The organism is Salipiger abyssi, from assembly GCF_017311415.1.
GTDB lineage: Bacteria > Pseudomonadota > Alphaproteobacteria > Rhodobacterales > Rhodobacteraceae > Salipiger > Salipiger abyssi_A.
In genome coordinates this window covers 15,582-37,412 of sequence record NZ_JAEKIS010000028.1, presented here as the reverse complement: position 1 = coordinate 37,412, position 21,831 = coordinate 15,582, and the positions used below count along the sequence as shown (strand labels likewise).

The following is a 21,831-nucleotide window of genomic DNA, read 5'->3' as shown; positions in this document are numbered from 1 at the left end:
AGCGTGGCTTGCTGATGTCCTCGACCGTATCCACGATCACAAGATCAACCGCCTCGACGAACTGCTCCCGTGGAACTGGAAGTCGTAGGATCAGGCGACGGTATCAACCGGTCGGTTACGATCTTTCTGTCGTAGACGACGCAACTTTCTCATGATCTCCGACGACGAATGAAATCGCGCGCCCTGCGAGACAGGGCGCGCGACCTGTAGTTACTGCACCAGCTCTGTAATAGTCAGCTTGCCATTCACACGGTCGGCAACGAAGTTGATCTGTGCGCCTTCACTCAGCCCTTCCAGCATCGCGGGATCGGCGAGAACGAAGACCATTTTCATTGCTGGCATGTCGAGGTTTTCCAGCGGGCCATGGTCGACAGTAATCTTGTTCCACTTGGCATCGATCTTGGTCACCGTGCCCGAGGACATGGCACTATCGCTAGCAGCAATTGCAGTTCCAGCGGTCATCAGAAGGGCAGCGGCGAGCGTCAAAAATTTGGTCATGATTGGTTTCCTTTGATTTGAGATCAGTTGACAGTAAGGGCGCCGTGCATGCCGCCTTCATAGTGGCCGGGCAGCAGGCAGGCGAATTCGAAGTTGCCGGCCTTGTTGAAAGTCCAAAGGATCTCCGCCTCTTCACCTGGTTCAAGGCGCACAGCGTTAGGGTCGTCATGTTCCATCTCAGGGAACTTGGCCATCAGCTCTTTGTGTTCAGCGTTTTGTGCCATCGAATCCATCACGAACTCGTGGGTTTCCTCACCCATGTTCGTGATGCGCAGGCGCACGGTTTCACCCTCAGAAAAAGTCATTTCCGAGGAGGGTTCGAAGACGAACGGTGCGTCCTTGTCGTAGTCCTCACGCATTATCACATCGATGGTTCGCGTGGGTTCATGGCCATGCATCGCAGGCATGCCGATGGCCATTTGACCGTTGCCGTGCCCGGCGTCCGCAATTGCGAGGGCGGGAATCAGGGCCAGCCCCAATGTCAAAAGTGCAGTTTTCATGAGCGTGTTTCTCCTGTGCTCTGGCATCAGCCCTGCCGCACGCCGCCGCGCGGCGTGATCACGGTTTTCGGACTGGTGTTGTATGCATGTTCGGGCAGCTCGCCCGTCCATTCGTAGGCCTGTGTTCCGGGCGGGTTGTCGTACCAGCCAGGATCGCTGTAATCGTCGCGGTCGATGCCCTCGCGAACCTTCACCACGCTAAACATGCCACCCATTTCCAATGGGCCATGCGGCCCCCATCCGGTCATCATCGGCACGGTGTTCTCGGGGATCTCCATCGACATCTCGCCCATATCCGCCATACCCGCCGTGCCCATCGGCATGTAGCCAGGCTGCTGGCGGCGGATCATTTGGGTCAGGCGGGACTTGTCGGCGCCAATAAATGTAGGGATGTCGTGGCCCATAGCATTCATGGTGTGGTGCGACTTGTGGCAGTGGATCGCCCAGTCACCTTCGTGAATCGCGTCGAACTCGTAGGCGCGCATGGCGCCTACAGGAATGTCGATCGAGACCTCGGGCCAACGGGCACTTTCCGGCACCCAGCCTCCGTCAGTACAGGTGACCTGAAAGTCATAGCCATGCATGTGAATTGGGTGGTTGGTCATCGTCAGGTTGCCACAACGCACACGGACACGGTCCCCCTTGTTGACCACCAGAGGATCGATGTCCGGGAAGATCCGGCTGTTCCAGGTCCACATGTTGAAATTGGTCATCTCGGCCACGCGCGGGATGTAGGTCCCCGGGTCGATGTCATAGGCCGCAAGGAGGAACGCGAAATCCCGGTCCACCGGCATGAACGCCGGGTCGCGCGGATGCACGATGAAGAGCCCCATCATGCCCATGGCCATCTGTACCATCTCGTCCGCATGCGGGTGGTACATGAAGGTGCCGGACTTGATGAGGTCGAACTCGTAGACGAAGGTCTTACCCGGCGGGATGCCGGGATGCGACAAACCACCAACTCCATCCATTCCCGATGGCAGGATCAGTCCGTGCCAATGCACGCTGGTATGTTCCGGAAGACGGTTGGTTACGTAAATACGCACCCGCTCGCCTTCGACCGCTTCGATTGTGGGTCCGGTGGATTGGCCATTGTAGCCCCAGAGCCGCGCAATCATCCCGTCCGCCATAATCCTTTCAACAGGCTCTGCAACGAGGTGGAACTCCTTTACATCTCCGTTCATGCGATACGGCAAAGACCATCCGTTCAGTGTTACAACGGGGTTGTAGTCGAACCGATCCGAAGGCCTTGGGGGAACTTGTGTATAGGGGCTGTCGGTAAAGGCGGCCTCGGGCAGATCGCGAAAGCGTGTTTGCGCGGCCCCGGCGTTCGCCAGCACAGCTCCAGCGCTCGCGGTCAATCCCGCGCCCAGTAATTGACGACGGTTCATCATTCTTCGCTACCTCCGGTCAGAGTAATTGCCCCGCCCCAAATCGCCGCGGTCGCGTCTGTTTCGGCAAGCCAGTAGTCACGTTTCGCTTCTGCGGCAGAGAGGCGCGAAGCGAGCCCCTCCTGGGCATCAGCGATCAATTCAAAGGTCGAGGTCAGCATGCCGTTGTAGGACAGCAGCGCTTCGTCATCGATCTGGCGTCGCAGAGGCAAAACAGAGTCGCGCCAATGCCGCGCGATGCTATGGCGACCGGTGATGGCCCTATAGGCCATGCGTGCGTCCGAACGCGCATCGACGGCCTGCTGGGCCAGCCTGTTCGCTGCCTGCAGATAGGCCATGCGGCCACGCTTCGACACCAGCGGACCGGTGTCGTAGAGCGGGATCTCGAAATCTAGAGCAAGCGCTGGATTGGCCTCGGTTTCTCCGGCTGCACGTTCCAGGTCGAAACCAGCCACCAACTGGACGTCCGAGACCATACGGGTTTGCCCGGTCAGACGGTAGTCCAGCGCGAGCGCCTCGAGTTCCAGCTTTCCAGATGCCAGGTCTACGCGGTTTGCCAGTGCCAGCTGTTCGATATTTCCTGCAACGCGCGGGCCACCAGGCAAGGCGGGCAGCGAGTCCGGCACGAATACAGTGGTGTCGCTACCCCAAAGCCCCATCAGCCGAAGCAGTTTTTCTTTGGCCAATTGCGCCTCCAATTGGGCGGCTGCACGTTCGGCGGCAAGCTCAGCAGTAAAGGCATGCTCCCTTGCTTGATCGGCCTTGCTCATCGCGCCGGTACGGCCCAGTTGCACAGCAAGTTCGGACGCTGCCTCGGCAGTGCCCTGAGTTTGAGCGATCAGTGCAGCGGCTTCGAAAGCGCCAACCGCCTCAATCCAGGCCCGGCGGGTTTCAACGGCCAAGTCTATCGTGTCGGCGAGCGCAGCAAGTTCGGATTGTCTGAAGCGAATCTCCGCAAGTTGGGTCCGCGGTGCGGATGTTGCCACGTCGAGCAGGGAGTTGATTAATGTTGCCTCAAGTGTGCGAGTGACATCGCCAGCCAACCCGGAGATTGACACACCGATCGAGGGCACCGGCCCCATAGCCACTTCCCATAAGTCAGTTGAGGACAGACCTAGCTCAGCGAAGCTGGCTTGAAGTGCGGGACTGCTTATCAGGGCAACCTGCACTGCGGTGTCGGCGCTGACGGTCTTACCATGCACCATGGCGTGAACCCTCTTGCGCGTTTCCTCAAGGTCCGCGGCAGACAGGTTCCAGATCGGTGTGGCCCCTAGAGCCTGGCGTGCACCCGTCTCGACACTGCCAAAGCCCGCGCGATCTGGTTTTGCACGCTCAAGAACGGCAGGACTGGCGCAGGCGGACACCAGCAACATGGACCCCATGAGAAGAGGCAGTTTCATTCGCCACCCTCCCGTTGTTCATCATTCAGCATCCGCCATTCGGCCGGTTCTCCGACCGAGTAGCCCGCGTAAGCAACAACAGGCCCGGGTTGCGCAGACGCGACCACAGGCGATGTAACCGCCGCCGTAAGCGCTGGCACGGTTTCAAGTTCAGGAAGCGCCGAGCAGGCGGCCCCGAACAGCGGCAAGGATGCCGCAAGCAGAATTTTCACTTAGATTTCCTCGAAATGTCAGATGCAGATGGTCGCAGTCAAACTGCGGCTACAGGTGCATCAGGCGCGAGGAGGGCGCCGCAAACCTTCGGGTGTGGCCGAACGGACTAGGGACGCAATATCCCAGGACCGGAGGGAAACATTAGCGGACTGCTTTGTGCAACTTTCGGCACCTACGAAGTCACCGACCACGCAGATATGTGACGCACAGTGGTCTGCTCCATGGTCGATATCTGCAGCCGGAATGTCCGTTTCATGATGGTGGCGCTCGTTTGAAGACTCCTGAGCGACTTGTTCAACAGAGCACGAAACCATGGCTGATGCATTGGACGGCATCAGGGTCACTGCCACCAATATGGAGGCAATCTGGAGTATCCCAAAAACGGCCCGAATCCTGTACATCATTTTTGAAGCTGTATTGCTGAAACAAAATGTCGGCAAGTCACCAAAACGTGTGGGCAAATTTTTCATACATTCTTCGTAGAAGTTTGAAAAAACTGCTGAAATCCTAATCGATCAATGAATGTGCGAGCGTAGATGTCGCAAGCGGTGACGACATGATCGCCCGCTTGAAAAACATCATTGCGTTGGAGACTGACGGAGCGTTGGTCTAACGGTTGATTTCTACTGGCGGCACAAACCCGTAGTCGCTTACTCGAGAGCATTCAGGAACCTAGCGTAGTCATCACTGACCTCCCTCGCCTCAACAAAGGCGCGAGCGCGCTCGGCGTCGAGACAACGGAAGTAGTCCTGCACATCGGCAATGTAGGCCTCGAAATCGCTTCTGATCAGATCGGCGTAGGCACGCATGTCGTCTTGCGACTGAGGCAAGAACGGTCGTTCGGGAGGTACGCAATCTGCTGCTGCGGCTATCGGCATGCTTCCAAGCAGGAACGCGAACAGCAACGGTGCGTTGCGCGCAATAAACAGCCGCAGGGCAAAACTCCTTTGCCGCCTTTAAGATTATCATTCTGTCGGCTATCACCGTTATCGGAGCAAGGCGAACTTCGTCAACACGTTATTATTGTCTTGCTATCATTAATGTTGTTTTGTATCGCTCACGGTGTTGCGACCCCGTGGGCCTGATACTGCACCCAGGCAGAACAAGGACCCAAGGGAAGGCCATGATAGAAGAAGCCCCGAATGTGGTTACAGAAGACGGACTGCGCGGCTTGCTCGCCGAGGGCTACCTCATTGAGGTGGTCTGCAAGGAGAGAGCAGAGAAGCGCCATAACAGCTGGTACGGCTCGTGGGTCATCCGCGCCGTCGCCACTGATGGGCGTGACGATAAGATGCTCGTCACCAGCCGAAGCGTCCTCAAGCTCCGCGACTTCAAAACCATCGTTGGCCTTGTCAGTTTCCTGGCCGACATGGGCTGTACGACCGCTAGCATCCCACTTGAAGAAGGTGGCCGCGAACGCCACGCCGCGCCTCCGGTCAAAGGCAGCTGACCGCGCGACTGCGCTCGTCGTTGCTTTGGGTACAGGCGTTTGTTCCGCGCCCCCGGCCCTGGCCGACGGTTTCATCTTTTCGGTTGGCCCAGACGGCCAATTGATTTCCACTTCTCAAGAGGCAAACGGGCGCCTTTTTCTCTTCGCAGAACCTCGCGTTCCTGGCGCCACTGTCGAGACAGCGATCCCGGCCCGATCTGCCGCCGGCGCCACCCCAGAAATCCTCCATGCGATCGAGACCACGGCTCTACGGTATGCCGGGCATGGTGCGCTGCGTCGCGCGGGGCTTTCCGTCACTGATTGGGCGCTCCTTTACCGCGCCAACATTGAAGTCGAGAGCGCATACAATCCGGCTGCACGTAGCCCTGTCGGGGCTATAGGCCTCGGGCAGCTTATGCCGGATACCGCCCGCGACCTCGGCGTGGACCCACATGACATTGCGCAGAATCTCGACGGATCAGCCCGCTACCTGCTGATGATGCTCGACCAGTTCGGCGAGGGCTCTCTGGCCCTTGCGGCATACAACGCTGGTCCGGAGGCGGTCACACGCCACGGCGGCATTCCCCCTTTTCGCGAAACCCAAGGGCATGTGGCCCGTGTGACTGCCGTGTTTGAGCGGCTCAGAGGAGATCTTTCATGACATCGAGACCTTCGATCGTCGCGCTCGGCGCGATGGCCCTTATCGTGCTGGCGGGTCCAGCGCTTGCACAGAGCATCGACCTCTCGCCGGTACAGACCCTGCTTCAAGGAATTGTCGATGCGATCACCGGTCCCTTGGGGATCGTGATTGGCACGCTCGCACTGATCGGGGTGTTCCTTTCCTGGCTCTTTGGCATCCTCGACTTTCGTCAGGCGCTCTGGGTCGTGGTTGCAATCGCGGGCATCGCCGCAGCACCCACCATCGTCGCCGCCATCTGGACCACCTGAGCTCTATCCATGGCTGACCAGTCCCGCGTGTTCATCGGTCTTCTCAGGCCACCCAAGCTGATGGGCTTGCCGATCATGTACGCCATGGTCTGGCTCTTCGGCTCGACGCTTCTATTCCTCTGGGTGCAGAGCTGGGTGGTGGCTGTGTTCGCGGGGCTGGCCTGGCCGGCGCTTTGGAAAGCCGCAGACTGGGATCCGAATTTCCTCGATGTCCTGGTGATCACCCTGCAGGAAACCCCGCCGACCACGAACCGCAAGCTGCACGGAGGCGACAGCTATGCCCCGTGATGGAATTGCCGATGCGGTTGAGAACGCCATCGATCCGCTGACCGCGCTACCCGCATGGGTCAAGGGCGAGAAGCGGCTCTCAATGATGCTGCCCTATGTGAGCCTCGTGAACGACCGAACGATCCGGACACGCGGCAACGAGCTGATGCAATGCATCCGGCTCGAGGGGGTGAACAGCATCACGAGCGAGGACGGGCATCTCGACCGGATCGGAGGGTTGCTGGCTGGCATCGTGGCGCAGGTCGGGACCGAGTTCTCATTCTACCTGCACAAGGTCTCGAAAGCGGTCGATGTGACCCTGCCGCCCATTCCGGGCGAGGGGTTCGCTGCTGCCATCGACAAACGATGGCACGCGCATCTCGGCCGCGCGGGCTTGCGCGACAAGACGCTGACCCTGACCGTGCTGAAGCGCCCCGAGGTGAGCAGCCGCTTGCCGTTCGGACTTGGGGCGTCTCGCTCGCGACATGCGGCCGACACCACCCGCCGCTTGCGCAAGCTCGACGAGGTTGTGGGCTTTCTGCTGTCCTCCTTCGATGAGCTGAAGCCCCGCCTTCTGGCCGCAAGCACCGGCGAGCTTCTGGGCTTCCTCGGTTCACTCAACACGGGCGAGGAGCACCCGCTCTTCCCCCGGTCGCGCCTCGGTGTGATCGCCGAGGACGTAGCCAATACGCGCGTCACCTTCCGCGGCACGACCATCGCACTCTCGGACGGTGCCGTCGGCGACAAGCTCGGGGCGATCTTTGCGGTGAAGAACTACCCGGCCAAGACCGATAGCCTGATGCTCGACGAGTTGAATCTGCCCGTCGACATGGTGGTCACGCACTCTTTTGTGCCGATCAACGCCAACATTATGGCGGGCCGGATCAAGCGGCAGCTGCGGCTAATGCAGGCCGCCAATGACGGAGCCGTCAGTCTCGCCCAGGAACTGGAACTCGCGCAGGACGATCTGGAATCCAAACGCCTGATCTTCGGCGAGCACCACATGACCGTAGCTGTCTATGCGCGATCCCAGGCCGCCCTCGACGACATCGCGGCCGAAATCCGCAACATCTCCGCCACCTCCGGGATCAACCTGATCTCGGAAGCCTTCGGGGCGCGGGCGCATTTCATGGCGCAGCATCCCGGGAACACAGGGGCGCGCAGCCGCAAGGCCGCAATCACGAACCACAACTTCGCCGATCTCGCTACCTTCCACCGCACCCCGCTCGGAAAGACAGGGCGGGAAGTCCCCTGGGGCGTGCCGATCACGCTCTTTCCGACACCCGAGCGCAGTGGTTTTCGCTTCAACTTCCACGAACAGGGCGCGCCGGATCGCGAGCCCACGGGAGGCCACACGCTGATCCTCGGCCGTCCCGGCTCCGGCAAATCCGTCCTGGCGGCTTTCCTGATGACCATGGCACGGCGGGCAGGTGCGCGGGTCTTCGTATTCGACTATCGCGCGGGCATGGAGATGGCCGTCCGCGCGCTCGGCGGCAGCTATTCGACCGTGCGGGCGGGGCGCCCCACGGGCCTCAATCCGCTCCAGACCGAGATCGACGTGCGGGGCCAGGCATGGCTTGCTGATTGGCTCGCGAGCCTCTTGGAGCGGCGCGATCGACCGCTAACCCCGGTTCAGACCAACCGACTGCAGGAAGTCGTGCGCCAGAACGCCAGCGCAGGACATGCGGGTCTACGGAACTGGTCGGATTTCGCCTCGCTGCTGGTCTCGACCGATGACGAGGGCGATCTCTTCGAGCGTATGCAGGAATGGACGGCCGAGGGTCGCTACGGCTGGATCTTCGGGGCCAATGCCGAGGACAGTTTCAGCATCGATGGAGACGTCGCGGGCTTTGACCTCACCGGCATCCTCGATTCCGAGAGCGAGCGGGAACGCATGGCGGTCCTGTCCTACCTCTTCCGCCGGGTCGAGCGGGTGATCGAGGACCGCAAGCCCACCATCATCGTCATCGACGAGGCATGGAAAGCCCTCGACAACGCCTACTTTGCGGAGCGCCTCAGCAACTGGCTGGTGACCGCCCGCAAGCAGAACGCCGTCGTCGTGATGATGACGCAATATGCCAGCCAGCTCGAGCGCACGCGCACCGGCAAGACCATCGTGGAAGCGGTGCCGACGCAGGTGCTCTTGCCCAACATTCGTGCTTCCGCCGCTGACTACGCGATGCTCGGCCTGACCGAGAAAGAGCTCGACGTGCTTCTGGGCGTCGGCTCGGCCTCGCGGCTCGCGCTTGTACGCGACGACCGTGGTTCCGTCGTGATCGATGCCGATCTCAGCGCGCTCGGCCCGCTCGTGACCATCCTTGGCGGAATGGAGAAGGGCGAAGCGCTTGTCGGCGCCGATTATCGCGAACGTCCTGATTTCTGGAGAGTGACATGACCCGTACCATCATTCGCAGCGTAGTGCTGCTCGGGCTCGGCCTGACCCTGACAGCCTGTGCGCAGCATAACCCCCCGCAAGCCAACTGCTTCAATTTTCGCGAGGCTCCTGCGCAGGCAGGAACCGCCACCGCCACGATCTCGACCATGGGGGCGGAGGTCACGCGCCGCGACACGGCCTGCGATTTCGTCCTCTTGGGGGCGGGCGGCTGAGCCAATGCGGACCTGGCTTCCTCTCTCGATGATCGGCTTTGCACTGGCAGGTCCCACGGCGGGGCCAGCGGTCGCCCAAGGCGTGCCGACCTTCGATCTGCGCCTCTTCGCAGAGCGGCAGGCCATCCTTGAGCAGACCGATCGGGACCTGGCACTGCAGCAGGTCCGGCTAAGCCGAGAGGAGGAACTGGCCGAAATCGAGCGCCAGCAACTCGCCTCCCTCGAAGGGCTGATGGATGCCATGTCGCTTGGCGCTGGAGACGTGGCCGGAACCGTGGCGGGGCTCGAGGCGGGGCAGGGGGCGGTCGACGACGTCGAAAGCGCGGCCGCCAGTCTTTATGCGCCCGAGGACACCAATCCAGCGGCAGCGCGGATGTTCGGCGATGCCAGGGAGGGGATCGAGGAGCTGATCATCCGCGCAGCACGCGACACCCATAGTCTGTCCGGGGTCGGCCGCGCAGGTCTTTCGCTCGTGCAATGGCGCTGTCTCTTGCAGGCGCTGATCTGGCAGGAAAGTCGTTTCCAGATCGGGGCACGCTCACCCGTGGGGGCCTTCGGACTTACCCAGATCATGCCCGGTACCGCGGGCGATCTCGGGATCTACCCGGCCTATTACGACGATCCCTATCTGCAGGTCACCGGCGGTGCGCGATACCTCGCACAAATGCTGAACATGTTCGATGGCAACATTATCCATGCGCTCGCCGCCTATAACGCCGGTCCTGGCAATGTGCAGGATTATGGCGGTGTGCCGCCTTTCGCGGAAACCCAGCACTATGTCGTGGTGATCCCGCAGCAGTACAACAGCTACCTCGCGGCCATGGGCGGCATCGATGCGCTCGGCACCATCGACCCGGTCCTTCTGGCGAATGCGAGTTTCAGCCTCTCGGCCCACGGCGCAGGGGTCTATGGCGACTACTCGCTGGTCTCAGTCCGCGCGGCCGCCCTGCGCGTGCAGGACATCATCACCCGCATTGGCGAGACCGAGGATCTCCACGAGGCCATCGCGCTCAACACCTATGCCCGGGCCGAACAGGCCCGGCTGGTCGCAATCCGGACCCGGATCAAGGCCGCCCGAACCGAGCCACTCAGTGCCGAGCAGATCGCCTTGGCGGCGGCCCAGGCTGCCGAGCGGCAATTCATGGATTTCAGTCAGGAGGATTTGCGTTGAACCTGCGCCTGCCCCGTTCCCTTTTCGCCGGTAGCATTGCTCTCGCGCTCACCCTCAATGTCACCGGACCTGTCGCGGCACAGGGTGTGCCCACGGTGGACACTCAGAACATTGCTCAGGAAATCCGCCAGCTTCAACAGATGCTGCAGGATTTCGGGATCCAGACGGATCTTCTGGACAATGCGTTGGAGCAACTGGACATGCTGCAAAGCCAACTCGATCAGCTGAACGAGATGTATGCCTCGCTCACCGGGCCGCGCAGCATCCTCGGACTTGCCATGGGCGGGGACCTCGACACCTTGCTTGAGGCCAACTTCGAAGACATCCCCGGCCTGATCCGAGGCATCCAGGCGGGCGATTGGAGCGCTCTCATCGGGCCCAATGCCGGGCCCATGCGCACGCAGATGGAACAGGCGCTGGCAAGTGCCGGGTTCGACGAGGATTCTCTCCGCGAAATCGCCACCAGCGGCAATCCGGGCGCTGAAGGCGTGGCCACGCGGGCAACCACAGGTGCTGTGATGTCGGCAGCGGCGCAGAACAGCCACGCAGAGGCGGAACAGTCTCTCGAACGGGTGGAACGTCTGGTCGAGATGATCCCGGACATGGAGGATCTCAAAGCCTCGATGGATCACAACACCCGCGTCACGGCGGAACTCGCCATCGCTATGACCCGGATGTGGGAGCTGGAAGCGATTCAAACCCTAGGCGCAGGCAATGCAGGCGTGGTTGACGCCGCCACCGTTGCCGAAGAACGCCGCTACATGGACTTCACCTTGCCGGACCTTGAGCCATGAGTAGGGCAGGGGTGATGACTGCGCGCGAACTCGTGGAAGAGGAACTTGTCTACGGTGCCCTGCGCCGGGAACAGCTTTGGCGGATGATCGGCCTTTCTGGAGCAGGCTTTGGTGTATTCGGCTGTTTGACAGCTGCGGCTGTCGCGCTGATGGTCGAGACGCCGCCTCCCGTGGTTGTCCCCTACGATCCCGCGACCGGGATGGCGCTCCCCAATGCCACGGTTGAAACCGTGTCGCTCGCCGAACGCCCTGCCGTGATCGAAGCGCAAATCTACCGCTACATTCTCGACCGCGAAACCTACAACCAGCTCGACAACGATCTTCGTGTCCGCCGTGTCCTGGCGCAGTCTTCCGGGTCGGTCGAGGCCAGCATGCGCGAGATGTGGACATCGGGTCAGGAGAACTATCCGCCGACGCGATACGGGGCTGCGGCCGAGATGGCCGTTGAGATCGCATCGATCACCCTTATTGGCGATAACCGCGCCCAGGTCCGGCTCAGAAAGCGCCTGACAAGCCCGCAGGGGGTACAGGATGGATCGTTCACTGCCACGTTGATGTTCGAATTCCGGCCCGAGCGGACCCGCGCGATCGACGATGTCTGGCAAAACCCTTTCGGTTTCACCGTCACCCAATATGCCATCCGATCGGACCGTTCCGAATGACTAGCACTCCAATCTTTACCTTGTTGGCCGCCAGTTTTCTCACGTTCGCGGGATCGACTGCCTTGGCCGAGACCACGCCCCGCCCAGGTTCTCATGACAACCGCGTGCGCGTAGCGACCTGGACTGAAGGCCAAGTTTACCGTGTCGTCACGACTCTGACCCGCGTCACCACGGTCGAATTCGGTGAGGGTGAAACCATCCGCTCGATCATCGCCGGCGATACGGTCGGGTTTCAATTCGACGGTGTCCCGGGTGGCCGTGCCTTCGCCATTAAGCCGACAGCATCTGGCGTCGCCACCAACATCACCGTCTACACCAACCGCCGCTCCTACTACTTCCATGTCGTCGAAGCCCGGGAGACGCCGCATTATGTCGTGCAGTTCCGCTATCCTGAAAACCGCGTGCAACCCACCAGGGCGGTTGCGGCCGATGCGCCGAATGCGAACTATGCGGTCAGCGCCCGAGAAGAGTTCACGCCGACGGCCATCTGGGATGATGGTACCTTCACGTATTTCCGGTTCGCACGGAATGCGCCGGTGCCCGCCATCTTCCGTTATTCGAACGGCAGGGAACGCGCGGTGAACAGCCAAGCCTTGAGTGACGGCGTCATCCGCGTGTCCGGCGTCAACCGACAATGGGTCCTTCGACTTGGCGAAGAGGTGGTTTGCGTCCAGGACGCAGGACAGGCCACATCATGACCGAAGGTACGGAAGACCTCGCCGCGCGCCTCGCGGCTCTCGAAGGCTCGACAGGCAAAGCGAAGGCAAGCAAGCGGCCTGCGCCGCTTGCCGCGATCCTTGGGGTCGTCGGCATCGCGGCAGCAGGCGGTCTGGCATGGGCTGCCCTGCAGCCGTCGGCAGAAGCGCCAATGGCGACCGCCGCGCCGGAAGAGTTCCAGAGCAGCGGCCCCGGATTCGGAGATCTGGCGCTGATTTCTGCCCCGGAGCCCAGCCAAGCCCCGCCTGCGGACACAGGTCCGAGCGAGTCGGAACTCGCGCTGATGGAAAGTCTTGCGACATTGAGAGCGGAACTCGAGGAACTGCGCGCAAGACCGGCCGAGGCCGCGGATAGCGGGGCGGAGCAGGCTATTGCCGACCTGACGGCGCAAATTGCCACCTTACAGGAAGCATCCGCCGAGGCGCAGCGTGCCCTCGAGCGGCAACTGACCGAGCGGGATCGCGAATTGAATCAGCTCCGCATGGACTTGGAGCTTGCACGGCTTGTACCACCAGAGCCGAGCTCATTGGGACCAAGTGAAGAAGAATTGCGGCTGGCCGAACTCGAAAGGCGGCGCGCAGCCGAAGCTGAGGCCCGCGCAGAGCGCATCGCGTCTCCTATGATCGCGTTCTCCGGGATGGGCGCGGGTGCGGATAGGGAGAATACGCTGGAAGCCGCGCGTCTGAATGCAGATGAAGCCTTTGTTCGTTCGGGCGCGCAACCAGCACAGGTGACACGTGCCGAAGTGATCGCGAACCCATCGAACACGGTTGTTCAAGGCACCATGATTCAGGCTGTGACAGAGACGGCCCTCGACAGCACACTGCCCGGCGCGATCCGCGCCATCGTCTCGGAAGACGTCCATTCTTTCGATGGAACGCGTATCCTGATCCCGCGCGGCGCGCGGCTGATCGGGCGCTACCGCTCCGATGTCGCACTTGCCCAATCGCGCGTCATGGTGGCATGGGATCGGATCATCTTGCCCGATAATCAGACCGTGCAGATCAGCGCCTTCGGTGGAGACGAACTCGGCCGTACTGGCACCACCGGGTTTGTCGACACCCGTTTCGCGCAACGCTTCGGCTCCGCCGCGCTGATCTCCTTGATCGGCGCCTTGCCTGCGGCTGCAGCGGGTCAAATCGACAGCGAGGCGGCGGCCGATGTTGCGAGTGATGTCGGCAGCGACCTGCGCGATAGCACGCAAAGCGTGATGCAGGACTATCTGGCGATCCGGCCAGTGATACATGTCGATCAGGGTACACGGATCACGGTCATGGTTGATCGTGACCTCGAGATTTTCTGACATGGCTGCAAGTTATCTGGAAGCGTCGCTCGACCGTTTCGGCCCCGAGGTCCTGCGCGACGACACGATCGAGATCTGCATCAATCCCGACGGACAAGTCTGGGGCGAATTCCAGGGCGACCACTTCATGCGAGGTCTCGGCAGCCCGCTGAGCCCAACCGAGATCAAGGACCTCGGCAACCAGATTGCCTCCGCCGCCTCGACCACACTCAGCACCAAGAAGCCTATCGTCTCGGTCTCGATCCTATATCGAGATCGCCCGATCCGCGCGCAGGTGATCCAGCCGCCGGCAGTCGAGGGCGGGTTTTCGATATCACTGCGGTTTTTCTCCTCCCTGCCGCTAGAGGCGATCCGGCTCGGATTTCTCTATGGCAAGGAGCGCAGCCTCGAAGGCTTGCGCCGCGAACGTAACGCCGCACTGCGCGATGTGGTGACATCCGGCGACATCGGCGCCGCGCTGCGGTTTTGCGTCGAGAACAAGCTCAACATGATCGTCTCGGGTGGCACGTCGACCGGCAAGACGGTTGCGGCGCGCAAGATCCTTTCGCTGATTCCGCCCGAAGAGCGGATCATCACCATCGAGGAGGCGGCCGAGCTGCGCCCCGAGCAGCCCAATGCCGTGACGTTGATCGCGGACCGGGACACGGATGCCCGCAGTGCCGATGTGCTCTTGGCCTCAACGCTTCGCATGCGACCCGACCGGATTGTCCTAGGCGAAGTCCGCGGTCGCGAGGCGATGACGTTTCTCGAGGCAATCAACACCGGCCACGGTGGATCGCTGACTACGCTGCATGCCGAGACCCCACAACTTGCTGTTCGCCGCCTCGCCATCGCCGCCCTGAAAACCGATGTGCCGATGACCTATGCCGACATGATCGATTACATTGAGGGCTCGATCGACGTGATCATTCAGGCAGGCCGCCATGAAGGCGCGCGCGGGATCACCGAGTTCTTCCTCCCGGGTCAAACCACAGATTTGAACCTCGACACGGTCGACGGCAGAGGCAACAAGAGCCCCTCCGTTGCCGCTGAGTAAAAAAGGAACCCCCCAGATGCGAAAACCAATTCTCGCACTCATGCTTGCCGCCTTGGCGGGCCCCCTTGTGGCGCAGACTTCGCCTCCGATCTCAAACGATCTCACGGTCGATATGTCGCCTCAAAAGTACCGGATTTGCAACGATCGTCCGGCGCGCCCGACCTGGATGGACGAAATCAATCCGCGGGAAGCCTACAAGGCAGCAGCTTTGATGGAATTGTACGAAATTCGGGCCTGGGAGGAGATCGCTGAATCTGGCGACTGCGGCTGTGAAACCCGCTTTCCCGCTTGGGGTAGCTCCGATGGCGAGTATCATGAAAGGTATGCAGGCCTTAGCCAAGCCGAGCATTCAGCGTTTCGCCGCGACTGGATTGAAGTAAGGAAGCAACTCGAGCCGAGCGTGCGTACAATCTGCGAAGCTCAAGGCAACTGGTAATGGGCGTCGTCAGCTGGATGGTCGGAACGGCAGACGCGTTCCTTGTCGATGCGGCTGAGTCCCAGTTCGGGGCCGTGGCAAGCAATACCGGCACGATCGTCCTGCTGATGGTCACGCTTTCGCTAATCGGCGTCTGCATCAACATGGCATTCCAGTTCCGCAGCATGGATGGGGCCAGCTTCTTCTGGTACCTGATCAAGCTGATGCTGATAGGGCTCTTCGCCTTCAACTGGGCAAACTTCAATGCAGTAGCGAACGCCGTCATTGGAGGCTTGGACTACGTCGCTGGCGCGCTGGTGTCTTCGGTTGGCGGCGGAGGAGCCGGAGCCACACACTTTGCCGGCGAATTCGACATCCTGATCGAAAAATTCAGCCAGTACCTGAATGCCATCGGCAGCAATTTGAACTGGATGACGGGCGCGATCCTAGGCGGCATCGGGCTTATTCTTTTGAGCCTCCTTGGCTTCATGACCGGCATCGTCCTCATATTCGCCAAGATGATGCTGACCCTCATGCTCGGCCTTGCTCCGATCATGATCGCTCTGTCGCTCTTCGACGCGACCAAGGATTTCTTCCATAGGTGGGTCTCGACGACGGTCAGCTATGCCTTCTACCCCATCGTCATCGCAGCAATGTTTTCGACCGTCGTCGGCATGGCGAATTCGCTTCTCGCGCAGCTCGGTGATCCAAACTCGGCAACCAACATCGGATCGCTCGTGCCGTTCTTCGTCATGGTGTTCCTAGCCAAGGGCTTCGTCGCTGCAACGCCCCTGATTGTGCGGGGGATCTCTGGGAACCTGATGGTAGCCGCAGCGCCCGCTGTGGTCGCTGGATCGACCGGGATCATGCGGGGGATCTTCAATACCGACGGCGTGAAGGGCCGGGCGCGGATCGGTGCGCTCACGACAAGCGAAGTAATCGGACGAGGCGCGGTGCAGACGCCTGCCGCTGTGCGGAGCGCCGCGGCAACGACAAGCGCGCAGGTGGTCAGAATGGCGGAACGAGCAAAACGTTTGCGAGAGTAGAAAGGAGAAAGCAGCCTTTCGCCGCACTGTGCATGAACTCACACAATGCGGGACTTTTCGGGCTTTCGCTGCGCCGTTCACGAAGGTCCGTTGCCCCCTCTTCTTCAGGGTGGACTAAGCATCGAGTAACGCATCGATCACCGCGCATTCTGGGGCAGCATCGCCGGTGCATCGCGCAACAGTGTCCGACAGGACGCGCTCGATGCGCTGCAGATCGGCAATCTTGGCCTGAACGTCAGTCAGATGATCTTCGGCGATGATCTGCACCTCGGCGCATGTCCGGGATCGGTCATCGACCAGCCCAAGCAGCCCGCGAACCTCTTCGAGAGAAAAGCCTAGATCGCGGGACCGCATGACGAATTTCAGCCGCTTGACGTGGGCATCGTCGTAGCTTCGGTAGCCCTTCGTACTGCGCGGCGGGTCCGGCATGATCCCGATTTTCTCGTAATAGCGAATGGTTTCCAGGTTGCAGCCCGTTGCGCGGGCCAAATCGCCCCGCCGAATTGATCTCACGCTTGTGTTACTCATTGTGCCGAAAAATCCCTTGAGCCTGTATCAACTACAGACCCTAGAACGGTGGAAACATCTGTTCAAGGAAGATTCGATGGAACAACATTTGGCGGAACTTCCGCAATCTCAGTCGCAGAAAATTGGCGACGAAACCACCAAGGGATGGGGCGTGACCGGCCTCGGCGTCCTCGGTGCGCTGGCGATGACTTCTTGCTGCATCCTTCCATTGGTGCTGGTCAGCTTTGGCGTGACAGGCGTGTTCATCGCGCAGCTCGGGGCGCTCTATGCCTACAAATGGTACACCTTCGCGCTGAGCGCCGCGTTTTTGGGATACGGCTTCTACAAGGCTTACAAGCCTGTAGATGCCGAGGCCTGTGCCGATGGCACCTGCGCCCGCCCCATCGACCGCCGCATCATGCGCGCAACCCTCTGGGCCGCTTCCGCGATTGTCGCTGTCGCCATGATCTTTCCCTACATCACCCCCTTCATCCTGAAATTCTGAACGAGGACCATGACCATGAAGCATCTCCTGTTATCCGCCCTGGCCATCGTCGCACTCTCGACCCCGGCCCTCGCTGAAGAGCGCCAGGTCGAGATCGCCGTCAGCGAACTGACATGCCCGTCCTGTTCGTTCATTGTTGCCAGCTCGATGCGCGGTGTTCCGTCGGTCGAGATCGCCGCATTCGAGGACGGCCCCGAATACGGGCAGGGTGTTTACAGCGTGACCTACGATGACGCCGAAACTTCCATCGAAAGCATCATCGGCGCGGTGACGGCCAATGGCTATCCGGCGCAGGTGCTGCCCGACACAGCCTCCTGAGCCGCCTGCAATGCGTGACAATCTCCTGCAATGCGTGACAATCTGATGGGTGGCCTGCTGGCCTTCGGAATAGCAGCTCCGGTCGTGGTCGTCTGCTGCGGCGGCGGAACTGCCGTGCTTGCAGCGTTGTTCGGCGGCGTTGGGGCTTGGCTCTCTGGAATGAGTGGCATTGCCGTGCTGGTTTTGGCGGGTCTGACCTACCTGATCGTCCGCGCACTGCGTCGTTCGCAAATGAAACGCGCCTCCGGCCCCGACCCATCACAGAGAAAGACGGCTCCTTGACTGACACACCTGAAAATTCCGACCGTCTGCTGAAATGGGGGCTTGGCGGTGCGCTCTTCGCCGCGCTCTGCTGCTTTACACCGCTTCTGGTCGTCATCGTCGCTGGCGTCGGATTGTCGGCCCTCACGGGCTGGCTCGATTACGCCCTGTTCCCGCTGCTGTTTTTCAGCCTCGCCGTGGTGGCACAGGCCCTTTGGCTGCGCGCTGGCAAACCGGGACCGGCCCCGAAACTTTGGGCCACCGGCCTCGCGGTGGCCCTGTCGATCCTGATCATTCTTCTCGAATTCAGGTTCGCAATACGGATCACAATCGGCGTTTTCGCCGCCACAGCACTCTACGCGGTTCTCCTGAACCGTGCGCAAAAGAAAGGATCGCTCTTATGATGATGGGATGTTGCACCGCCACCGGCATGGTCTTCGGCCTCCTCGGCATGTTGACACCGCTGATCGCCATCGGCGCGGTCATATATCTGCTCGCCGCCAGACCAAAAGACCCCGAACATGGCGAGGCGCGCTGAGATGAAAGACCTGAACAAAACCGACGATGAACAGGGCGGCTATGACCTGATCGTTCTTGGGGCCGGATCGGCGGGGTTCTCCGCCGCAATTACCGGCGCGGATGCCGGAAAGCGTGTCGCCCTCGTAGGACATGGCACCATCGGCGGAACTTGCGTCAACGTGGGATGCGTGCCCTCCAAGGCGATGATCCGTGCGGCAGAGGCCGTGCACTGTGCGGGGGCTGCCAAGCGGTTCCCCGGCCTGTCGGGACGGGCACAAGTGGATGATTGGCAGACGCTCGTTCAGTCCAAGGACGATCTGGTCACGACCCTGCGCCAGAAGAAATACGCGGACCTTCTGCCGGAATATGAGGATGTCGATTACATCGACGCCGGTCCCGCGCGGCTGATCGAAGGTGGCGTGACAGTCGGTGAGCGAACCCTGAAAGCACCGAGGACCATCATCGCCACGGGCGGGCGTCCCGTTCTGCCGACCATCGACGGCATCGAGGAAATCGGCGCGCTCAACAGCACCAGTCTTCTGGAACTCGAAGTACTGCCGAAAAGCCTGATCTTCATCGGCGCGGGCTACATCGGCGCGGAGCTGGCCCAGATGATGAGCCGCATGGGCGTGAAGGTCACGCTTGTCGCCCGTTCGCATCTGTTGCCCGGCGCGGAACCAGAGGTCTCGGAGGCATTGGCGGCGGCGTTCGAGGCCGAAGGCATCACTCTTCTGACCGGGTTAAGCTACGACACTGTGCGCCGCGACGACGCGGGCGTGACACTGCGCGTGATCCAGAACGGAAAGCCTGTCGAAGTGACGGCGGATCACCTCGTTTCGACCGCTGGCAGGCGGGCCAATACCAAAGATATGGGCCTGGACGCAATCGGCGTGGAAACCGACGCGCGTGGGTCCATCGTCGTCGGCGAGGACATGCAGACATCGGTGCGCGGCATCTATGCCGCAGGCGATGTGACCGACCGCGACCAGTTCGTCTATATGGCGGCCTATGGTGCAAAGCTCGCGGCCAAAAATGCGGTTCTCGGCGAAGACCATCGCTACGACAACGCCGCGATGCCCTGGGTGGTGTTTTCCGACCCGCAGGTCGCGGGCGTCGGTCTCGGTGAAGCCCAGGCGCGGGACGCGGGCCTCGACGTCAAGACGTCCATCGTACCGCTCGATCAGGTGCCGCGCGCACTGGCCGCACGCGACACGCGCGGATTGATCAAGCTGGTGGCGGACAGAAAGTCCGACCGGCTGCTTGGCGGCCAGATCATCGCGCCCGAGGGGTCCGATACGATCCAGACCCTCGTTATGGCGCTGAAGTTTGGCATGACCACAAAGGCGCTCGGGGAGACGATCTTCCCCTATCTGACGACCGTGGAAGGGCTGAAGCTGGCGGCGCAAACCTTCGATATGGACGTGGCAAAGTTGAGCTGCTGCGCCGGATGAAGATCAGGACAAGGACCGGAGAATGAATGAAGACTACGACCTGATCGTCATCGGGGCGGGCATGGCGGGCGTGGCCGCGGCCAACAAATGTGGCGCGGCAGGATGGCGTGTCGCCATTGTCGATGCGCTGCCCTACGGCGGCACCTGCGCATTGCGCGGCTGCGATCCAAAGAAAATCCTGCGGCGCGGTGCGGAAATCATGGACGCGGCACGGCTCATGCAGGGCAAGGGGATCGATCCCGGTGATCTGTCGATCAACTGGGCCGATCTGATGGCACACAAGCGTGGCTTCACCGATCCCGTGCCGGACAAGATGGAAAAGGGCCTGTCGGGCAACGGCGTCGAAACCCTGCATGGAGCCGCGCGGTTCACGGGAAGCAACACGCTGGAGGTCGATGGAACGGCATATCAGTCGGAACGGTTCCTCGTGGCCGCCGGTGCCATGCCCAGGCCGCTGAGCTTCACAGGGGCCGATCTCGTGATCGACAGCACGGATTTCCTCAACCTGGAGGCCCTTCCCAATCGGGTTCTTTTTATCGGTGGCGGCTTCGTGTCCTTCGAGTTTGCGCATATCGCCGCACGGGCCGGAGCCAACCCGATCATCGTGGATCGTGGCGCCCGGCCCTTACGCGGCTTCGATCCCGATCTGGTCGAAATGCTGATCGACCGCAGCGGCGGTATCGGCGTGGACCTGATGCGCGAAACCGAAATCGTGTCGGTCTCGGAAGCCAGTAGAGCATTCACTGTCGAGGTGAAGTCGGGCGATGAAACCCGAACAATCGAAACCGATCTGGTCGTGCATGGCGCGGGCCGTGTGGCAGCCCTGGCCGATCTGAATCTTGAGGCGGCTGGTGTTGATTACAGCGACAAGGGCATCGTTGTAGCCCCGCATCTGCAAAGCACGACGAACAGCGCGGTCTTTGCCGCCGGAGATTGCGCCGACACCGATGGCATGCCGCTGACGCCAGTCGCAGTGATCGAAGGGAAGGTCGCGGCCTCCAACATGCTCAAAGACACTCAGACCGCACCGGATTATGCCGGTATTCCTACAGCCGTCTTCACAGTCCCGGAAGTGGCGCGTGTCGGTATGTTGGAAAGTGAGGCAAGGGACGCCGGGTATGATGTCGATGTTCGGTTCACCGACACTGGCGATTGGTATTCGAACTACCGGATCGGCGAGACCTCTGCTGCCGCGAAGGTCCTCGTGGACAAGTCGAACGGCAAGATCCTCGGCGCGCACCTGTTCGGCCCGGAATACGGCGAACTGATCAATTTCTTCGGGCTGGCAATCAAGCTGGGCCTGGCGGCCAAGCAACTTAAGTCGATGACGGCGGCCTATCCAAGTGTTGGATCGGATTTGGGCTCGCTTCTCTGAATTTGAAAGATTTTTCGCAATAGACCCGATCCTCCTCGGAACGTATGTCTGGCCCGATGAAGACGGTTCTTATCTACTTCGCCGCTGCGCTGGCCGAAATTGCCGGATGCTTTGCTTTCTGGGCCTGGTTTCGGCTGGACAAGAGCGTGTTTTGGTTGGCACCGGGCATGCTGTCCCTTGCCGCTTTCGCCTGGCTACTGGCGCTCAGCCCCGCCGATCAGGCGGGCCGCGCCTATGCAGTCTACGGTGGCGTTTACATCGTATCGTCCCTGCTGTGGCTATGGGGCGTAGAAGGGCATCGCCCGGATCAATGGGATGTAGTTGGAGCGGTCATTTGCCTTGTCGGTGCGGGTATTATTCTCTGGGCACCGCGCAGTATTTGAGAGGCAGCCGCAGACGGGGTGAAGCGCTGAATCGTTCGATTAGATCGCCTTTTGGTTCACGCGTTCCGACAACTCGGCGCTGCTTTCCCTCCGCATCGCGGCTGCGATCAAGCAG

Annotated in this window: 30 protein-coding genes; 23 read left to right on the top strand and 7 right to left on the bottom strand. The window is 61.1% G+C overall.

What is annotated here, in order from left to right:
* Positions 1–88 (top strand): transposase domain-containing protein (locus I6N89_RS23145; protein ID WP_207018952.1); only part of this gene is annotated, 88 nt, incomplete at its 5' end.
* Between the two features lie 122 nt (positions 89–210).
* Here I6N89_RS23145 and I6N89_RS25595 read toward each other — a convergent pair.
* The 6 genes from I6N89_RS25595 to I6N89_RS23120 all read right to left on the bottom strand — a co-directional run bounded on the left by I6N89_RS25595 (position 211) and on the right by I6N89_RS23120 (position 4,811).
* On the bottom strand, positions 211–498 hold the full coding sequence (locus I6N89_RS25595; protein WP_009574142.1) for a copper-binding protein: 288 nt from the start codon (positions 496–498) through the stop codon (positions 211–213).
* 23 nt (positions 499–521) lie between these two features.
* Positions 522–998, bottom strand: coding sequence for a cupredoxin domain-containing protein (locus I6N89_RS25590; protein ID WP_009574143.1), 477 nt, complete (start codon positions 996–998; stop codon positions 522–524).
* Between the two features lie 26 nt (positions 999–1,024).
* Positions 1,025–2,392 carry a multicopper oxidase family protein gene (locus tag I6N89_RS23135; RefSeq protein ID WP_038147513.1) on the bottom strand — a complete coding sequence of 456 codons (1,368 nt, stop codon included), beginning with the start codon at positions 2,390–2,392 and terminating at the stop codon, positions 1,025–1,027.
* Positions 2,389–3,789, bottom strand: a complete 1,401-nt coding sequence (locus tag I6N89_RS23130; protein WP_009574145.1) for a TolC family protein — start codon at positions 3,787–3,789, stop codon at positions 2,389–2,391. The genes I6N89_RS23135 and I6N89_RS23130 overlap by 4 nt, the downstream gene beginning before the upstream one ends.
* Positions 3,786–4,001 (bottom strand): hypothetical protein, encoded by a 216-nt coding sequence (locus I6N89_RS23125; RefSeq protein ID WP_009574146.1) that lies wholly within the window; start codon positions 3,999–4,001, stop codon positions 3,786–3,788. The genes I6N89_RS23130 and I6N89_RS23125 overlap by 4 nt, the downstream gene beginning before the upstream one ends.
* A 651-nt stretch (positions 4,002–4,652) precedes the next feature.
* Entirely contained in the window at positions 4,653–4,811 is a 159-nt protein-coding gene (locus I6N89_RS23120; RefSeq protein ID WP_009574147.1) for a hypothetical protein, read from the bottom strand.
* Between the two features lie 314 nt (positions 4,812–5,125).
* On the opposite strand from I6N89_RS23120, the gene I6N89_RS23115 reads away from it, so the two are divergent.
* Genes I6N89_RS23115 through I6N89_RS23050 form a run of 14 tightly spaced genes read left to right on the top strand, consistent with a single transcriptional unit; the run spans position 5,126 to position 16,397 of the window.
* Positions 5,126–5,452, top strand: a complete 327-nt coding sequence (locus I6N89_RS23115; RefSeq protein WP_010138156.1) for a hypothetical protein — start codon at positions 5,126–5,128, stop codon at positions 5,450–5,452.
* On the top strand, positions 5,409–6,092 hold the full coding sequence (locus I6N89_RS23110; RefSeq protein ID WP_090063003.1) for a lytic transglycosylase domain-containing protein: 684 nt from the start codon (positions 5,409–5,411) through the stop codon (positions 6,090–6,092). Before I6N89_RS23115 ends, I6N89_RS23110 begins: the two co-directional genes overlap by 44 nt.
* Positions 6,089–6,379: a TrbC/VirB2 family protein gene (locus I6N89_RS23105; RefSeq protein ID WP_054540759.1), complete on the top strand. Its 291-nt coding sequence runs from the start codon at positions 6,089–6,091 to the stop codon at positions 6,377–6,379. The genes I6N89_RS23110 and I6N89_RS23105 overlap by 4 nt, the downstream gene beginning before the upstream one ends.
* A 9-nt stretch (positions 6,380–6,388) precedes the next feature.
* The gene (locus tag I6N89_RS23100) at positions 6,389–6,667 is read left to right on the top strand and encodes a type IV secretion system protein VirB3 (protein ID WP_009574151.1); all 279 of its coding nucleotides are present in this window, start codon (positions 6,389–6,391) and stop codon (positions 6,665–6,667) included.
* The gene (locus tag I6N89_RS23095) at positions 6,657–9,041 is read left to right on the top strand and encodes a type IV secretion system protein B4 (RefSeq protein ID WP_078572051.1); all 2,385 of its coding nucleotides are present in this window, start codon (positions 6,657–6,659) and stop codon (positions 9,039–9,041) included. Before I6N89_RS23100 ends, I6N89_RS23095 begins: the two co-directional genes overlap by 11 nt.
* Complete coding sequence (locus I6N89_RS23090) at positions 9,038–9,253, top strand: hypothetical protein (RefSeq protein WP_028095514.1); 216 nt, start codon at positions 9,038–9,040, stop codon at positions 9,251–9,253. Before I6N89_RS23095 ends, I6N89_RS23090 begins: the two co-directional genes overlap by 4 nt.
* Positions 9,254–9,257: 4 nt before the next feature.
* A complete protein-coding gene (locus I6N89_RS23085) occupies positions 9,258–10,424 on the top strand; it encodes a lytic transglycosylase domain-containing protein (RefSeq protein WP_090062937.1) in 1,167 nt (388 codons plus the stop codon).
* Positions 10,421–11,218 carry a type IV secretion system protein gene (locus I6N89_RS23080; RefSeq protein WP_057796681.1) on the top strand — a complete coding sequence of 266 codons (798 nt, stop codon included), beginning with the start codon at positions 10,421–10,423 and terminating at the stop codon, positions 11,216–11,218. Before I6N89_RS23085 ends, I6N89_RS23080 begins: the two co-directional genes overlap by 4 nt.
* 14 nt (positions 11,219–11,232) lie before the next feature.
* Positions 11,233–11,880: a virB8 family protein gene (locus I6N89_RS23075; RefSeq protein ID WP_164184188.1), complete on the top strand. Its 648-nt coding sequence runs from the start codon at positions 11,233–11,235 to the stop codon at positions 11,878–11,880.
* Positions 11,877–12,578: a TrbG/VirB9 family P-type conjugative transfer protein gene (locus tag I6N89_RS23070; protein WP_149884459.1), complete on the top strand. Its 702-nt coding sequence runs from the start codon at positions 11,877–11,879 to the stop codon at positions 12,576–12,578. The genes I6N89_RS23075 and I6N89_RS23070 overlap by 4 nt, the downstream gene beginning before the upstream one ends.
* Positions 12,575–13,900 carry a TrbI/VirB10 family protein gene (locus tag I6N89_RS23065; protein WP_090062942.1) on the top strand — a complete coding sequence of 442 codons (1,326 nt, stop codon included), beginning with the start codon at positions 12,575–12,577 and terminating at the stop codon, positions 13,898–13,900. Before I6N89_RS23070 ends, I6N89_RS23065 begins: the two co-directional genes overlap by 4 nt.
* A gap of 1 nt (position 13,901) precedes the next feature.
* The gene (locus I6N89_RS23060) at positions 13,902–14,936 is read left to right on the top strand and encodes an ATPase, T2SS/T4P/T4SS family (RefSeq protein WP_090062945.1); all 1,035 of its coding nucleotides are present in this window, start codon (positions 13,902–13,904) and stop codon (positions 14,934–14,936) included.
* Positions 14,923–15,372, top strand: coding sequence for a hypothetical protein (locus tag I6N89_RS23055; RefSeq protein WP_236016798.1), 450 nt, complete (start codon positions 14,923–14,925; stop codon positions 15,370–15,372). The genes I6N89_RS23060 and I6N89_RS23055 overlap by 14 nt, the downstream gene beginning before the upstream one ends.
* Positions 15,372–16,397, top strand: coding sequence for a type IV secretion system protein (locus I6N89_RS23050; RefSeq protein ID WP_009574169.1), 1,026 nt, complete (start codon positions 15,372–15,374; stop codon positions 16,395–16,397). Before I6N89_RS23055 ends, I6N89_RS23050 begins: the two co-directional genes overlap by 1 nt.
* A gap of 114 nt (positions 16,398–16,511) precedes the next feature.
* Here the strand turns inward: I6N89_RS23050 and I6N89_RS23045 are convergent, their stop codons facing one another.
* On the bottom strand, positions 16,512–16,925 hold the full coding sequence (locus I6N89_RS23045; RefSeq protein WP_153218054.1) for a MerR family transcriptional regulator: 414 nt from the start codon (positions 16,923–16,925) through the stop codon (positions 16,512–16,514).
* A 76-nt stretch (positions 16,926–17,001) separates the two neighbouring features.
* On the opposite strand from I6N89_RS23045, the gene I6N89_RS23040 reads away from it, so the two are divergent.
* Genes I6N89_RS23040 through I6N89_RS23005 form a run of 8 tightly spaced genes read left to right on the top strand, consistent with a single transcriptional unit; the run spans position 17,002 to position 21,716 of the window.
* Positions 17,002–17,409, top strand: a complete 408-nt coding sequence (locus tag I6N89_RS23040; RefSeq protein ID WP_007803565.1) for a mercuric transporter MerT family protein — start codon at positions 17,002–17,004, stop codon at positions 17,407–17,409.
* Between the two features lie 15 nt (positions 17,410–17,424).
* On the top strand, positions 17,425–17,727 hold the full coding sequence (locus I6N89_RS23035; RefSeq protein WP_040545980.1) for a hypothetical protein: 303 nt from the start codon (positions 17,425–17,427) through the stop codon (positions 17,725–17,727).
* A gap of 30 nt (positions 17,728–17,757) precedes the next feature.
* Entirely contained in the window at positions 17,758–18,009 is a 252-nt protein-coding gene (locus tag I6N89_RS23030; protein WP_072629817.1) for a hypothetical protein, read from the top strand.
* Positions 18,006–18,392, top strand: a complete 387-nt coding sequence (gene merF, locus I6N89_RS23025) for a mercury resistance system transport protein MerF (RefSeq protein WP_007803570.1) — start codon at positions 18,006–18,008, stop codon at positions 18,390–18,392. Before I6N89_RS23030 ends, merF begins: the two co-directional genes overlap by 4 nt.
* The gene (locus I6N89_RS23020; protein WP_007803572.1) at positions 18,389–18,526 is read left to right on the top strand and encodes a hypothetical protein; all 138 of its coding nucleotides are present in this window, start codon (positions 18,389–18,391) and stop codon (positions 18,524–18,526) included. Before merF ends, I6N89_RS23020 begins: the two co-directional genes overlap by 4 nt.
* Before the next feature lies 1 nt (position 18,527).
* The gene (merA, locus tag I6N89_RS23015) at positions 18,528–19,958 is read left to right on the top strand and encodes a mercury(II) reductase (protein WP_040545982.1); all 1,431 of its coding nucleotides are present in this window, start codon (positions 18,528–18,530) and stop codon (positions 19,956–19,958) included.
* A 22-nt stretch (positions 19,959–19,980) separates the two neighbouring features.
* On the top strand, positions 19,981–21,333 hold the full coding sequence (locus I6N89_RS23010; RefSeq protein WP_007803574.1) for a dihydrolipoyl dehydrogenase family protein: 1,353 nt from the start codon (positions 19,981–19,983) through the stop codon (positions 21,331–21,333).
* Between the two features lie 56 nt (positions 21,334–21,389).
* Positions 21,390–21,716, top strand: coding sequence for a YnfA family protein (locus I6N89_RS23005; protein WP_040546036.1), 327 nt, complete (start codon positions 21,390–21,392; stop codon positions 21,714–21,716).
* The last annotated feature ends 115 nt before the right edge of the window (positions 21,717–21,831 follow it).